This window comes from Vreelandella sulfidaeris Esulfide1 (assembly GCF_054072535.1).
Window position 1 is genome coordinate 2,201,714 of the sequence record NZ_CM133364.1, and the last position, 14,302, is coordinate 2,216,015.

A 14,302-nucleotide genomic window follows, 5' to 3' on the forward strand; every position below is an offset into this window, starting at 1 on the left:
CGATCGCCTTTATTGAACAGGAATTTATCAATGATCGTATTACAGACGAACCATGGTGACATCACCATCGCTCTTAACCACGAAAAAGCGCCGATTAGCGCGGCGAATTTTGAACAGTACGTTCGCGACGGATTCTATGACGGCACCTTATTTCACCGGGTGATCGACGGATTTATGGTCCAAGGCGGCGGTTTCGATAAAGACTTTGAGCAAAAGCCGACCCGTGATCCCATCGAGAACGAAGCCGACAACGGTTTGAAAAACACCGTGGGGACACTGGCAATGGCCCGTACCCAGGACCCGCACTCTGCTACTGCGCAGTTTTTCATTAATGTGGGCGACAATAGCTTCCTTGATCATAGCGCTAAAAGCCTTCAGGGCTGGGGCTATGCCGTCTTTGGTGAAGTCGTTGATGGTATGGACGTGGTCAACGAAATTAAAAATGTAGCCACTACGCGCCGCGGTATGCATGCCGATGTTCCCGCTGACGATGTCATTATCGAGCGTGCTTACGTCAAAGAAGCAGAATAACGCTGGGAGTCTTATGCGCACACTGCTTGTTGCCGACCTGCATCTAAGTGGCAATACCCCTGAGCTAAATCAGGGGTTTTACCGCTACCTTGAGCACACTGCCCCAGGAGCCGATGCTCTGTATATTCTGGGCGACCTATTTGATGCCTGGATTGGTGACGACTTGCTCGACGCCACCCACCATCCACTCAGCAGCGTTGCCCATCAGGTCATTGAGCGCTTGCATAAGCTTAGCAGCGACGGCACCGCTGTCTATTTGATGCATGGCAATCGTGATTTCCTGCTGGGTGAACGCTTTATTACCGCCTGCAACGCACTGCTGCTACCTGATGTCGAGGAAGTAGAGATTCATGGCGTCCCCGTAGTACTTCTTCACGGCGATAGCATGTGTACCCAGGACGAAGCCTACATGGCCTTTCGACAGCAGTCGCGCAATCCAGAGTGGCAAGCACAGATGCTTGCCTTACCTCTCGAACAGCGTGTAGCACTAGCGCAAAACCTGCGCACGCAGTCAGGTGAAGCCAATGCCAATAAAGCTGAGGCAATTATGGATGTGACTCAGCAAGAAGTGATCTCGCTCATGGAGGGGCACGGAGTCTCGATAATGATACATGGCCACACACACCGCCCACACGTGCATGACTTGACAGTTGAAGACGTGCCAGCCAAACGCTACGTACTCGGTGATTGGGATGCACAGCACGGCTGGGATATCGTCATTGAGCGCTCAGACCGCACGGCACCGCAGTTACGTCAGTTTGCATTATCGAAACCACCAAGCCCCTGACCTTACTCAAGCCCTTGACCTTACTGCTGTGCACAAAAAAGCCGATCAAAAGATCGGCTTTTTTGCTCTTGCTTTTTATAACTCAGAGTTAAGCGATTCTATCGCTCTATGTCTGCATCGCTACGCAGGTCATCAATTAACCCCTGCAGAACCGATTGAGCACGCAATTGCTCGGCCATTTGCGACACAAACGTCTCCATCTGCTCGTCAACTTCACCATCACTAACGCTATCTAATGCCACAACGGCAGCACCTTGCGGTAGTTCAACCGTACGATAGACGCTCTCACCCTCTTCAGGGCGTGTCATTCGGAAAGCTGCCTGAATAATTAGCTGAGGCACGACGGTATCGGCTTGGCGACTGACGTTATTGGCTTCTTGCCAATCGACATCAACCTGCTCTTCTTCTCGTAAATCGGCGACTAACGCCTGCGCTTCTTCAAGCACCGCTTGCTGCTGCTGCTCGGCAACCACTGAAGCCTCGACTTCTCCGCGCACTTCATCCAGAGGCAGTAACGTCGCTTCGCGATGTTCAGCGACCCGTAGTACCAAGCGACGATCTTGATCCAGCTCGATTACTTCACTGTTATAACCCTCTTCAAGTACATCGTTGCTGAAAGCCGCCGACATGACGCCGGGTTCGGATAGCACGCCTTCAGCCGTGTCATCACGGGCAAGCCAATCGCTCTCCTGAAGTGTCAAATTGAGTTCATCGGCAACGCTCTGCAAATCATCGGCAGCAAAGCTCTCATCAATCAACTGCTGAACCCGCTGATTAAATTCATCTTCAACGTCACCAAGTGCCACTTCCCGCGCCAGTTCATCTCGCTGCTCTTCAAACGTAGGGCCTTGAATATCAGTCACTTGAATAATGTGGAAAGCACTATCCAACTCAACGGGCTGGGAAACGTCACCCTCTTCGAGACTAAAAGCAGCTTCATCAAAGTTCTCGCCAAAGAAGCCACGACTAATTACCCCAAGATCGCCCCCCTCTTCTGCGCTAGCCGTGTCGTCAGAGTAGCGTAGGGCAGTCTCTGCAAACGACTCACCGCTATTCAATGCTTCACGGGCGGTCTCGGCCAATTCCTGTGCTTCTTCGCGGGTGCGCTCATCACCAAACGTAATCATGATGTGCGATACGCGACGGTCAGCGTTACGGTTTTGTTCGCGCCACGCATCACGCAATGCCTCTTCGTCTACGTCGCGTTCCTCTGCCATGCTTTGACGGTCAATCAGTACATATTCAAGGCGCACTTGTTCGGGACGCTCATAGCGCTCCTGATGAGCATCATAATAAGCCTGAAGGTCGTCCTCGCTGACAGCGATATCAGCCTCGACATCGTCCTCATCCAGGATTACGTAGCGGAAACTACGCTGCTGACGCTGCAGCTCTGCCAAGCGCTCTTGCTCTTGGGGAAGACTAAAATCGCTGAAGGCTAACCCTTGCTGTAAATGTTGCCGCTGGATATCGACCCGCAGCTCTTCGCGAAATGACAAAGGCGTATAGCCTGCGCTCGCTAAGCGGTTACGAAATACCTCAGCAGAGAAACGACCATCCTGATCATGAAATTCAGAGAGGCTAACAATTAACTGGTCCAGCTGCTCTTCAGAAACGGCGAATCCACCCTCCTCGGCGTACTGGGATAGCAGTTGCTGGGTAATAAGCTGATCAAGCATATCGCTGCGCAATGCTCGCTCTTGCTCTGGCGGGACTTGACCTGAGCGCAAAGCACGCTGAACCTCAAGCTCAACCTGTTGACGCATAATCGGCTGTCCATTGACACTCGCTACTTCATCCGGATCGTTGCCAAATAGCCCAAACAGAGACTCAATCCCGAAAAGCGCCATGGCCGCGACCATAACACCGATAATAATCTTGGCACCCCAGCTCCTGGAGCCATCTCGAATACTTTGCAGCATGCTAGCCTCAGATAGTCACAGCCAAACACATCGACCCGCTAAATCCTAACAAATAGGGGGCCAGAAAATAACATGGGCGCACCGCCAATGCGATGCGCCCAATAGGTTACAGCAACACTGTCAAATTAGTTAACGGCGTCTTTCAGCGCTTTACCGGCTTTGAAGCTGGGTACTTTTGCAGCACTGATTTGAATTGGCTGACCCGTTTGTGGATTGCGACCCGTGCGCGCGGCACGCTCTTTAATCGCGAAGGTACCAAAGCCTACTAGTGATACGCTTTCGCCCTTCTTAAGGCTATCGGTGACAGACTCCACCATGGCATCCAATGCGCGAGTTGCCGCTGCTTTTGGAATATCTGCAGACGCGGCAATGGCTTCAATCAGCTCGGACTTATTCACTCTTCACCCCTTGACTGTTTCATAAAATGGCTCTGAACGGCATGGTCACCGATAATACTACGAACAAAACATAGCTGCGTTTTATAGCAATGCCTTGAAACATATGTCAAGCAACCATGCCGCGAGGTACCCGCCACACAAAGCAGCGGGCAAAATTAAGTAGAATTAAAGGCCCAAAGGACTTTAACAGCTTAATGAGTACTAGCAACTACGGTACTACTAAACGATGCATCAGTATTTTTCAACGGCGTACCGTCTTCAGCATTTGCGAGCGCCGTGGCTAAGACATCATCTATCCAACGGACCGGACGAATATCAAGTGCACCTTTGATATTGTCAGGTACTTCCTTGAGATCACGGCGGTTTTCTTCAGGAATCAGCACTATCTTTATACCACCGCGGCGGGCTGCCAGCAATTTCTCCTTCAGTCCACCTATCGGCAATACTTCGCCGCGTAGATTGACTTCACCGGTCATCGCCACGTCGCAGCGTACCGCACGCTGGGTGTAAGCGGAAACGATAGCCGTGACCATGGCAATACCAGCACTGGGGCCATCCTTCGGCGTAGCGCCTTCAGGAACGTGGATATGCAGATCCTCTTTTTCAAACCGCTCGGGATCAATTCCATACGCTTCCGCTCTCGCACGAACCACCGTTTGGGCGGCGCTTACCGACTCTTTCATCACATCGCCAAGCGAGCCCGTCTTGTTAATTCGCCCTTTGCCCGGCGTCACCACTGACTCAATGTTGAGTAGCTCTCCGCCCACAGAGGTCCAGGCTAACCCAGTCACACGACCAATTTGGTCATCCTGCTCCGCTAAGCCGTAGCTATAGCGACGGACACCGGCATAGTGCTCAATCTGCTCAGCCGTTAAGCTCTGTCCGTCTTGTGCAGATTTAGGATCACGTTCTTTTTCAAGGCGCTCACGCAGTACTTTGCGCGACACTTTGGCAATCTGCCGCTCTAGTTCACGCACACCCGCTTCGCGAGTGTAATAGCGAATAAGCTCTAAAAGTGCGCTGTCTTCCAGCGTTAACTCATCACCTTTTAAACCGTTAGCCTCTAGTTGCTTAGGTAATAAGTAGCGTTTAGCGATTGCCAATTTCTCATCTTCGGTGTAACCCGGCAGACGAATAATCTCCATGCGATCAAGCAGAGCGCTGGGAATATTCATTGAGTTAGCCGTACAAATGAACAGTGTTTCTGAGAGATCGTAATCGAGTTCCAGGTAATGATCGCTAAAGCTATTATTCTGCTCAGGGTCAAGTACTTCGAGTAGCGCAGAAGCAGGGTCACCGCGATGGTCCATGCCGAGCTTATCGACTTCATCCAGCAGGAATAGCGGATTTTTGACGCCAGCGCGACTCATACGCTGCATCAATTTACCTGGTAACGAGCCGATATAAGTGCGCCGATGCCCACGAATTTCAGACTCGTCGCGCACCCCACCCAGCGCCAAACGCACATATTTACGATTGGTAGCGCGGGCAATGGATTGACCAAGCGAGGTTTTACCCACCCCAGGTGGTCCTACCAGGCACAGCACAGGCCCCTTCATCTTGCGCACACGCTTCTGCACAGCAAGATATTCAAGAATGCGTGCTTTAACCTCATCGAGGCCGTAATGGTCCTCATCCAGCACCTGCTGTGCTTTAACCAGGTCATGCTTAACCCGCGTGCGCTTTTTCCACGGCACGGCCACAAGCCAATCGAGATAAGAGCGCACCACAGTCGCTTCTGCAGAGTTTGAAGCCATCATTTTAAGCTTATTAAGCTCTTGGGTGGCTTTCTCAAACGCCTCCTGTGGCATTCCCGATTCTTTTATCGCCTTCTCGTACTTTTCTGCTTCGTTGGGCACATTATCCAGCTCACCCATCTCTTTCTGGATGGCCTTCATCTGCTCATTGAGATAATACTCGCGCTGGGTCTTCTCCATCTGCTCCTTGACCCGTGAGCGGATGCGCTTTTCTACCTGAAGCAAGTCGATTTCAGATTCAATTAACGCCATCAAGTGCTCAATGCGATCCCGCACCTTATCCATCTCAAGCAGCTCTTGCTTATCGCCAATTTTGAGCGATAGATGGGCACAAATGGTATCCACTAGGCGGCTTGGGTCTTCAATCCCGGACAGCGAATTAAGCACTTCGTTGGGGACTTTTTTAGAGAGCTTTACGTACTGCTCAAACTGATTAAGCAGTACGCGCACAAGCGCCTCTTGTTCGCGACTGGTGAGCGGTTCGCTCTCCCGCGGCGTTAAGTACGCCTGGGTATAGCCCGCTGCATTCTCTTCGACATCCAGGACATCGGCGCGGAAGTTGCCTTCGATTAGCACTTTCACCGTGCCATCGGGCAGCTTAAGCAGTTGCATGATGTCGGCCACGGTGCCCATCGAATAAAGGTCAGCGTTATCGGGCTCATCCTGAGACGCTTCACGCTGAGCCACCAGCAACACACGCTTATCAGCCTCCATCGCCGCTTCAAGCGCCTGGATAGACTTTTCACGCCCTACAAAAAGGGGGATGACCATTTGCGGATAAACAACCACATCGCGTAATGGCAAAAGGGGTAGACATTGTGTCTGTTCGGCGTTCTGCTGCATCGCAGACGTTCCTCGGCAAATCGGATGAGTACTTAAATAGGAGTACTTGGAAAAGTACTGCACAGTCATCAATAAGCTGGCTATAAACGCATCAGCGTTGAGCGGACTAGGCAGTAACACTTCGCATCAACGCGCTTAAACAGCAAGGGGTCGCCTAAGCGACCCCCTGGTTTTAGCGCAAGCGGTTAAAGCTGGGCCTCAATACTCGACTAGCGCCTAACCATCAGTGCCATCGACGCGTGCTTCTTCCTGCTGGGAGTAAATCAATAGAGGCTCACTCTCTCCAGCAATCACGGAGCCGTCAATGACGACTTTGCTTACACCTTCAAGCGATGGAATTTCATACATGGTATCAAGCAGCACTGACTCTAGAATAGAGCGCAGTCCACGTGCACCTGTTTTACGCTCCATGGCTTTTTCAGCCACCGCACGCAGCGCTTCATCTCTGAATTCAAGCGTCACATCTTCCATCTCAAACAGCTTGACATACTGTTTAATCAACGAATTCTTCGGCTCCGTCAGGATTTGCACCAGCGCATCTTCGGTGAGCTCCATCAAGGTTGCAATGATCGGCAGACGACCAACAAACTCGGGAATTAGGCCAAACTTAACCAGATCCTCAGGTTCAACATCGGCCAGCAATTCACCCACCCCACGGGAGGACTCCTTGCTCTTCACAGCCGCATTAAAACCAATGCCACCTTTCTCAGCGCGATCACGGATTACTTTATCCAGACCTGCAAACGCACCGCCGACGATAAACAGTATATTGCCCGTATTAACCTGGACAAATTCCTGCTGTGGGTGCTTTCGCCCGCCTTGTGGCGGCACTGAAGCAGTCGTACCTTCAATAAGCTTCAGCAATGCTTGCTGTACGCCCTCACCCGAGACATCACGAGTGATTGAAGGGTTATCTGATTTTCGAGAAATCTTGTCTATTTCATCGATATAGACAATGCCACGCTCGGCTTTTTCGACATCGTAATCGCATTTCTGCAGCAGCTTCTGGATGATGTTTTCTACATCTTCACCGACATAGCCGGCTTCCGTCAGCGTGGTTGCATCCGCAATGGTAAAAGGTACATTCAGTAACCGTGCCATGGTTTCTGCCAACAGCGTTTTACCGCTACCGGTAGGACCAATCAGCAGGATGTTTGATTTACCTAATTCAACATCGCCGTCGCGCACATCAGTTTTCAGACGTTTGTAGTGGTTATACACCGCTACAGACAGCACCATTTTGGCGCGATCTTGCCCGATGACGTAGTCATCCAATGTATGACGTATTTCGCGAGGCGTAGGTAAACGCTCCTCATCGCTCTCGGCATCGGCTTCGAGAACTTCCTCGCGAATGATGTCATTACATAAGTCGACACACTCATCGCAGATATAGACGGACGGGCCCGCAATTAGCTTACGTACTTCGTTTTGGTTTTTGCCACAAAACGAGCAGTAAAGCAGTTTGCCACCTTCGTCCTTGCCTTTGCCGTCGGCCATTCGCATACCTCTGTCACTGCGGCGGCTTACGCCGCCGGAAAAGCTCGTTAGAAAAGCAGAATCCTATCACGCTATCAGGATGTAGGCCGCTTATCCAGCACTGCATCAATCAAGCCATACTCTTTGGCTTTATTGGCGCTCATGAAATTATCCCGATCAGTATCACGCGAGACGGTTTCAATATCTTGGCCAGTATGATGGGCAAGAATCTGATTCAGCTTCTCGCGAATACCCAGAATTTCACGGGTATGAATTTCGATATCAGACGCTTGGCCTTGGTAACCACCCAGCGGCTGATGGATCATTACACGTGAGTTGGGCAAACAGTAGCGTTTGCCAGCAGCGCCAGCTGTTAATAACAGCGCGCCCATACTAGCCGCCTGACCAATACAAACGGTCGATACATCTGGCTTCACAAACTGCATCGTGTCGTAAATCGACATCCCCGCGGTGACCGAACCACCAGGCGAGTTGATATACAGGTGAATATCTTTATCTGGATTTTCTGACTCCAGAAACAGTAACTGAGCGACAACCAGATTAGCCATGTAGTCTTCTACAGGGCCTACCAAAAAGATCACGCGCTCTTTCAAAAGGCGTGAGTAAATGTCGTAGGCTCTTTCCCCTTTGGCGCTCTGCTCAACCACCATGGGCACTAAACCGCCGGCGTTTTGAATATCAAACTCACTCATTCAGGTGATTCCTTGCGTCCGGGAAGGGAAAGGCGCACCGACATATAGGTGCGCCACGTTCCAGGGTGTTAGGCGTTAGCTTGCTCGCCCTCTTCAGCACCCTCGTCTTGCTCTGCCTGCTGCTGGGCAGCGGCAAGGGCTTGCTGATAAGACATTTCAACGTCTTTAATGTTCGTTTGCTCAAGAAGTTTAGCAACCGCCTTCTCTTCAAGAATGGCAGATTTTACCTGGGTTTTCAGCTGCTCGTTGCCCATGTAATAACTAACAACTTCATCAGGGTCTTGGTACTGCTCAGCCAGCTCGGCCACTTTCGCCTTGATGGCATCATCGTCAGCATCCAGTTCGTTTGCCTTGATAACTTCCGCCAACAACAAGCCCACTTGGACGCGGCCTTTAGCCTGCTCTTCAAAAAGTTCATTGGGCAGTTGGCTGACGTCAAAATCTTCACCTAAGCCAAACTGCTGGGCCGCTTGACGCTTCATGCCATCAGTTTCCTGCTGAACCAATGCACTCGGTACAGGAATTTCGTTAACCTTTTTCAGCGCATCAAGCACTTGCTGCTTAACCCGGTTATCTACAGCTTGTGACGCTTCCCGGGTCATGTTCTTCTTGATTTCAGCGCGGAATTTTTCCTGATCGCCGCCTTCAACGCCAAAACGCTCGATAAACTCAGCATCTACTTCGGGCAGTTTCTGGCTGCTGACTTTATGGACGGTTACCTTGAAGGTGGCTTCTTTACCGGCTAAATGCTCGGCTTGGTAATCTTCAGGGAAAGTGACGTGAAGGGTCTTCTCTTCGCCCGCTTTGGCGCCAATTAACTGCTCTTCAAAGCCAGGAATAAAGCTATTAGAGCCAATGACAAGCGTGTGGCCCTCGGCGCTGCCGCCTTCAAACGGCTCATCACCTATATAACCTTGGAAATCGATAGTGACCTGGTCACCGTCAGCGGCAGCAGCGTCCACTTCTTCCCAGGCCGCGTTTTGCTTACGCAGCGTATCGATCATTTCATCGACATCAGCATCGCTAACCGAAACCACCGGACGCTCAATCTCTGTTCCTTCGATAGAGGTAAGCTCAACCTGAGGGTAGATTTCCATCACCGCTACAAATTCTAAATCTTTACCTGACTCATTGACAGACGGTTCAATTTGCGGAAAACCAGCCGGATTCAGACCTTCATCGGTAATAGCGCGTACGTAACGCTCGCGCATTACCTCGCTGACTACCTCGTTACGTACATCTTGACCGTAGCGCTGTTGAACGACTGACATTGGCACCCGGCCCTGGCGAAAACCATTCAAGCGAACGTTCTTCGCGGTGTCTTTCAAGCGAGCACTAACGGCCCCGTCAATCTCGGCAGCTGGCACTTGAATGGTAATGCGACGTTCGATCTGGGAGGTCGTCTCGACAGAAACTTGCATGAATTGTCCTCTAACGGCTGGGCGTTGTGTTGATTGCATGTAATTGTGCTGATTGGATCTAAAAAGATCAAAGGGGCAATTTTAAGAACCCCAACGCATAGTAGCAAGCGCCATGATCGCATGATGGGGGCGTAGCCATTAAATACAAGGCGACAAGTGACTTATTTATTACTTTCAGGCGCTGGATCAAAGCAAAGCTTGCTCGATAAGGTATTCTCCCTTCCTTCAGACTTCTTTTTGCCACCTATCGTACCGACACCCATGTCTAATCATCAAGATTTACCCATTTCTCGCGTGATGCAAACCAGCATCCTGCACTGCACAACAGACACACCTCTGCATGAGGCAGCTAAGTACATGGCAGATCGCCAGTGCAGTTCGATTGTCATTATGGAGAACCAGCAGGCGGTAGGCCTTTGGACCGAACACGACGCGCTAACGATTAACTTTAGCGCACTGACGGTACTTGCCCGACCTATCACAGAATTTATGTCATCACCGGTACACACCGCGCCACAGCAAATGCTGTTAAGCGAAGCCGCGCTATTTCTAAATACTCATAAGCTGCGACATCTGGTGGTTGTCAATGAGGCAGGGCATCCAGTTGGGATCCTGTCGCAAACCGACATCGTCATGAATCAGGGCCTGGAACCCTACCTTCGGCTTCGAGAAGTGCAATCCGTCATGCGGCCTGACCCGCTGGTCATTCAAGGCTCGCTCAAGGTGACTGAGGCAGCGCATCAAATGCGCATCCTGAAGCAGGATGCAGCCATCATTATAGACAACCATCAGATGGGCATCATTACCGAGCGAGATATCGTGTCATTCATTGCCCGGCAGCTTGAAGACATACCTGTGATGGAAATAGCAAGTCAGCCAGTATTAAGTGTCGATGAATCGACCCCGCTGATCAACGCACGCGACCTTCTCATTAACCACCATATTCGCCATCTCGTCGTTCGTGACAACCAGAGTATAATCTCCGGCCTACTGAGCTTTAGCGATATTCTAGTCGGCGCAGAGTACCTGTATCTATCTGACTTAAGCGATGCTCTGGCTCAGCGAGATATGGCACTCGTGCGCTCAAGGCAGAACCTGCAGCTAGCAGAGCGAGTAATAAACTCCTCGCTAGAAGGTATTATTATTACTGATGCCGATACACGCATCGAGTTTGTAAATCCTGCCTTTACGTCTTTAACTGGCTTTACGCTAGAGGATATTGCTGGCAAAAAGCCCAGCGTGCTGTCTTCAGGGCGTCAGGATTCAGCCTTTTATGACCAAATGTGGCAGTCTCTCAAAACCAGCGGTTATTGGCGCGGAGAAGTTTGGAACCGTCGCAAATCGGGCGAGCTGTATCTTGAACTGTTGACGATTACAGCGATAACCAATGATGAAGGCGTTAACCAACATTACGCCGGCCTCTTCTCCGATATCACCCATATGCGCGAGAATGAGGATAAGATTCGTCATTTAGCCTATTACGATGTATTAACCCGCCTGCCCAACCGGCGCTTGCTGGAAGATCGCATTAAGCTGGCCATTCGCCACGCCCACCGCGAGACGCAACAGTTGGCCATCATGTTTATCGACTTGGACCATTTCAAGCAAGTTAACGATACGCTGGGCCATGCGCTGGGTGATGAGCTATTGCTGAACGTGGCCGCGCGAATGACGGCCAAGCTACGTGAAGACGACACGCTAGCCCGCCTGGGGGGCGATGAGTTTATTGCCTTACTCCCTAACATTAACGGCTTCTCTGAAGCCACAAACGTTGCGCGACGACTGATAGAGGCCGTCAGCGCCCCCTATTCGCTGCAAGGACATAGCTTTCGCATTGGCTGTAGCATGGGCATCAGTCTCTACCCTGACGATGGAAATACGCCTGAGGTGCTAATCCAACACGCCGATGCCGCGATGTATCGGGCTAAACACGAAGGACGCAACACTTACCGGCTGTACCAAGCGGATATCGATCGAAAAGCCCGTGACCAGCTGAGCATGGAGACAGCTTTGCGCAATGCTGTTGAGACGGGGGAAGGGCTATATATGGCTTACCAGCCGTTAGTCAGACGTGACAACAAGCAACTAATATCGGCTGAAGCGCTTGCGCGCTGGGATCATCCGGAACATGGCCCCATCCTACCTGGTAAGTTTATTACCTTGGCTGAAAGCTCAGGCTTGATCTTACCGCTGGGTAAAAGGGTCATTGACCTGGTACTTGAAGATATGGCCCGGTGGCGCGGCGCTGGCAAGAAGCTGGTGCCTATCGCTATCAATTTATCTGCAGCACAGTTCTGGCAGCCTGATTTTGTGGCTACCATCAAGCAGAAATTACATGATAACGATATCCCGGCATCGCTGATCACATTTGAGTTGACCGAAAGTATCTTACTAAACCGACAAGCAGATGGCACCGCCCTACTGCAACAGCTGCGCGAGCTAGGCTGCGGAATTGCCTTGGACGACTTTGGAACCGGTTACTCATCGCTCAGCTACTTACACAACATACCTGCCCATAGCCTTAAAATAGACCGTAGCTTTATCGAGGCATTAGACCATGAAGAAAACAATAGCCGGACCATTGTGGCAGCCATTTCAAGTCTTGCCCGTGAACTAGGCCTGAAAGTGGTGGCAGAAGGTGTTGAGACAGAACAGCAATGGCATTTACTCGGCAACTACGCCATCGATTTTATCCAAGGATACCTTATCGCCAAACCGCAACCACAAGGGCAGTTTGCTGAGCACCTTAGCGACAGATGAGTCGCTTGGTCGCTAGCTAGGTATACGCATGCCACAAACTAAAAGATTACCCCTGACGTTTATCTGTCCACCCTAGGCTTAGCGCATGGAGGAGCACACCGAGGGTTGCACCATGGGAAATAAAAACCTGCCAACTGATCCAATCAGTGAACAGTACGTGCCAGAGACCCATTAACACCGTACCAAGCAACAGCATTACCAATAGCCGTTTAAACAACTTGGGCAACCTTTGCCGCGCGTCTACTGTCAGCAAGCGCCACTGTACAGCTGCCACAAACGCAACCAGCGCCAAGGCGATAACAATAAGCGTCTGGCGGGTTTCATACCCACCCGCTATATAGCGAGGCAGCGCTGCCAGCATAACGACACATAAACCTATAGCAACGCTAACACGCTCAGGCGACGAAGCAGCTTGTTGCATCGATTAAGCAACCTCCAGTTGCTGAGTAACGATCCACTCTTCCACCCATGGTATGGCCGCATCATCGGCCATAAACGTCTCCATGGCATCAATTTCTAAACGCTCACCTAAACGGGTCGCGCCATGCTCTTCCAGCAGAGAATCGAGTGTCCTGCCAGCACCACAAAAGGTGTCCCCGTAAGAGCTATCGCCCAATGCAATGATTCCGTAGCGGAGCGACGTGAGCGAAGGACTTTGATCACGCACATTACGTACGAAGGGCACAAAGCCACCCGGGAAATCACCGCTACCCGTGGTCGATACACTGAACAACGTAAGATCAGCGGCGTCACTGGTAATATCATCTATAGTAGGCTGTTCAAGGATAGCAACGGTGTAACCGGCTTGTTCAAATAAGGGTTTCACCTGCTCCGCCACATCTAGGGCGCCACCATACATTGTGCCCACTAAAATATTTAGTTTTGGCATCGTCACTCCCCCTGTCAAAGTGTCACAGTGCCAACCGTCAAGTCGACAAATACCCGATTAATTTGCTCAAATATTAACATGGCTCGGCAAATTGAAACACATTACGCCAACAGACGATGCAGACACATCAAACGGGAGAGATTATGCAGCAAACCTTCGAGACTTGGATCACACCGCTAATGATTGGCGGCTTAATTATATTTATGTGTTTTATTATCTGGGATTTAGCCAAAAAATCGAATGCCGGGAAATTTGGCACCGTTATGCTGTTCGTTGTACTAGGGGCCGGCATGCTGGGTTACGTCTTAAAGGTAGTTATTACCTGGCTGATCGAAGGAGGCGGTATTTAGGGGCTTGGGGAAGCTCATCCATAACCGTCCTACCGACCATTCGCCCGCATTAGCATGAGAAAAGGAGCGCCCGAAGGCACTCCTTTAGATAAATGAGGGTAGAGAGCGACCATTAAGCAGACCGAAATTAATAAGCCAGGGTCTACTCATCACCTACATAGTGCTCAACCTGCTGCTTGAGCTTCTGCCCAGGGCGAAAAGTCACCACTCTGCGAGCTGAGATGGGGATTTCTTCACCGGTTTTAGGATTACGTCCTGGACGTTCGCGCTTATCACGCAGATCAAAGTTACCAAAGCCTGAAAGCTTTACCTGTTCGTTCTCGCGAAGACAGGCTCGAATCTCTTCAAAAAAAGCTTCGACCATGGCTTTTGCTTCCCGCTTAGACAGCGCTAGCTCAGCATGTAAATGCTCAGCAAGCTCTGCTTTGGTCAATGCACCCATAAGGCTTCTCCTTATC

The 14,302-nt window shown here is 50.9% G+C and carries 13 protein-coding genes; 4 read left to right on the plus strand and 9 right to left on the minus strand.

Features of this window, described 5'->3' with window-relative positions; genetic code table 11:
* Positions 1-30: 30 nt before the first annotated feature.
* On the plus strand, positions 31-531 hold the full coding sequence (locus ACW44H_RS10315; protein WP_113270701.1) for a peptidylprolyl isomerase: 501 nt from the start codon (positions 31-33) through the stop codon (positions 529-531).
* Positions 532-544: 13 nt separating this feature from the next.
* Entirely contained in the window at positions 545-1,318 is a 774-nt protein-coding gene (locus ACW44H_RS10320; RefSeq protein ID WP_457504390.1) for a UDP-2,3-diacylglucosamine diphosphatase, read from the plus strand.
* Between the two features lie 98 nt (positions 1,319-1,416).
* Here ACW44H_RS10320 and ACW44H_RS10325 read toward each other — a convergent pair whose 3' ends face one another.
* The 6 genes from ACW44H_RS10325 to tig all read right to left on the minus strand — a co-directional run bounded on the left by ACW44H_RS10325 (position 1,417) and on the right by tig (position 9,845).
* The gene (locus tag ACW44H_RS10325) at positions 1,417-3,237 is read right to left on the minus strand and encodes a SurA N-terminal domain-containing protein (RefSeq protein WP_457504392.1); all 1,821 of its coding nucleotides are present in this window, start codon (positions 3,235-3,237) and stop codon (positions 1,417-1,419) included.
* A 125-nt stretch (positions 3,238-3,362) separates the two neighbouring features.
* Positions 3,363-3,635, minus strand: coding sequence for an HU family DNA-binding protein (locus tag ACW44H_RS10330; RefSeq protein WP_007114333.1), 273 nt, complete (start codon positions 3,633-3,635; stop codon positions 3,363-3,365).
* Positions 3,636-3,826: 191 nt separating this feature from the next.
* Complete coding sequence (gene lon / locus ACW44H_RS10335) at positions 3,827-6,235, minus strand: endopeptidase La (protein ID WP_457504394.1); 2,409 nt, start codon at positions 6,233-6,235, stop codon at positions 3,827-3,829.
* A gap of 216 nt (positions 6,236-6,451) precedes the next feature.
* Entirely contained in the window at positions 6,452-7,732 is a 1,281-nt protein-coding gene (gene clpX, locus ACW44H_RS10340; RefSeq protein ID WP_113270705.1) for an ATP-dependent Clp protease ATP-binding subunit ClpX, read from the minus strand.
* 74 nt (positions 7,733-7,806) lie between these two features.
* Positions 7,807-8,424: an ATP-dependent Clp endopeptidase proteolytic subunit ClpP gene (clpP, locus tag ACW44H_RS10345; protein WP_113270706.1), complete on the minus strand. Its 618-nt coding sequence runs from the start codon at positions 8,422-8,424 to the stop codon at positions 7,807-7,809.
* Between the two features lie 68 nt (positions 8,425-8,492).
* Entirely contained in the window at positions 8,493-9,845 is a 1,353-nt protein-coding gene (tig, locus tag ACW44H_RS10350) for a trigger factor (RefSeq protein WP_457504396.1), read from the minus strand.
* Between the two features lie 261 nt (positions 9,846-10,106).
* On the opposite strand from tig, the gene ACW44H_RS10355 reads away from it, so the two are divergent.
* The gene (locus ACW44H_RS10355; protein ID WP_457504397.1) at positions 10,107-12,605 is read left to right on the plus strand and encodes an EAL domain-containing protein; all 2,499 of its coding nucleotides are present in this window, start codon (positions 10,107-10,109) and stop codon (positions 12,603-12,605) included.
* A 46-nt stretch (positions 12,606-12,651) separates the two neighbouring features.
* Here ACW44H_RS10355 and ACW44H_RS10360 read toward each other — a convergent pair whose 3' ends face one another.
* Positions 12,652-13,026, minus strand: coding sequence for a hypothetical protein (locus ACW44H_RS10360; protein WP_113270708.1), 375 nt, complete (start codon positions 13,024-13,026; stop codon positions 12,652-12,654).
* Positions 13,027-13,029: 3 nt separating this feature from the next.
* The gene (locus tag ACW44H_RS10365; RefSeq protein WP_457504398.1) at positions 13,030-13,494 is read right to left on the minus strand and encodes a flavodoxin; all 465 of its coding nucleotides are present in this window, start codon (positions 13,492-13,494) and stop codon (positions 13,030-13,032) included.
* Positions 13,495-13,637: 143 nt separating this feature from the next.
* Between ACW44H_RS10365 and ACW44H_RS10370 the strand changes: the two genes are divergently transcribed.
* The gene (locus ACW44H_RS10370; RefSeq protein ID WP_113270710.1) at positions 13,638-13,844 is read left to right on the plus strand and encodes a DUF2788 domain-containing protein; all 207 of its coding nucleotides are present in this window, start codon (positions 13,638-13,640) and stop codon (positions 13,842-13,844) included.
* 142 nt (positions 13,845-13,986) lie between these two features.
* Here the strand turns inward: ACW44H_RS10370 and ACW44H_RS10375 are convergent, their stop codons facing one another.
* Positions 13,987-14,286, minus strand: coding sequence for an integration host factor subunit alpha (locus ACW44H_RS10375; protein ID WP_007114341.1), 300 nt, complete (start codon positions 14,284-14,286; stop codon positions 13,987-13,989).
* Positions 14,287-14,302: the final 16 nt, after the last annotated feature.

Bases quoted from the DNA above. Each gene is read 5' to 3' on its own strand.
- clpP (WP_113270706.1), bottom strand. From the start codon at position 8,424: ATGAGTGAGTTTGATATTCAAAACGCCGGCGGTTTAGTGCCCATGGTG.
- ACW44H_RS10370 (WP_113270710.1), top strand. From the start codon at position 13,638: ATGCAGCAAACCTTCGAGACTTGGATCACACCGCTAATGATTGGCGGC.
- tig (WP_457504396.1), bottom strand. From the start codon at position 9,845: ATGCAAGTTTCTGTCGAGACGACCTCCCAGATCGAACGTCGCATTACC.
- ACW44H_RS10315 (WP_113270701.1), top strand. From the start codon at position 31: ATGATCGTATTACAGACGAACCATGGTGACATCACCATCGCTCTTAAC.
- ACW44H_RS10375 (WP_007114341.1), bottom strand. From the start codon at position 14,286: ATGGGTGCATTGACCAAAGCAGAGCTTGCTGAGCATTTACATGCTGAG.
- ACW44H_RS10325 (WP_457504392.1), bottom strand. From the start codon at position 3,237: ATGCTGCAAAGTATTCGAGATGGCTCCAGGAGCTGGGGTGCCAAGATT.
- clpX (WP_113270705.1), bottom strand. From the start codon at position 7,732: ATGGCCGACGGCAAAGGCAAGGACGAAGGTGGCAAACTGCTTTACTGC.
- ACW44H_RS10360 (WP_113270708.1), bottom strand. From the start codon at position 13,026: ATGCAACAAGCTGCTTCGTCGCCTGAGCGTGTTAGCGTTGCTATAGGT.
- ACW44H_RS10355 (WP_457504397.1), top strand. From the start codon at position 10,107: ATGTCTAATCATCAAGATTTACCCATTTCTCGCGTGATGCAAACCAGC.
- ACW44H_RS10365 (WP_457504398.1), bottom strand. From the start codon at position 13,494: ATGCCAAAACTAAATATTTTAGTGGGCACAATGTATGGTGGCGCCCTA.
- ACW44H_RS10320 (WP_457504390.1), top strand. From the start codon at position 545: ATGCGCACACTGCTTGTTGCCGACCTGCATCTAAGTGGCAATACCCCT.
- lon (WP_457504394.1), bottom strand. From the start codon at position 6,235: ATGCAGCAGAACGCCGAACAGACACAATGTCTACCCCTTTTGCCATTA.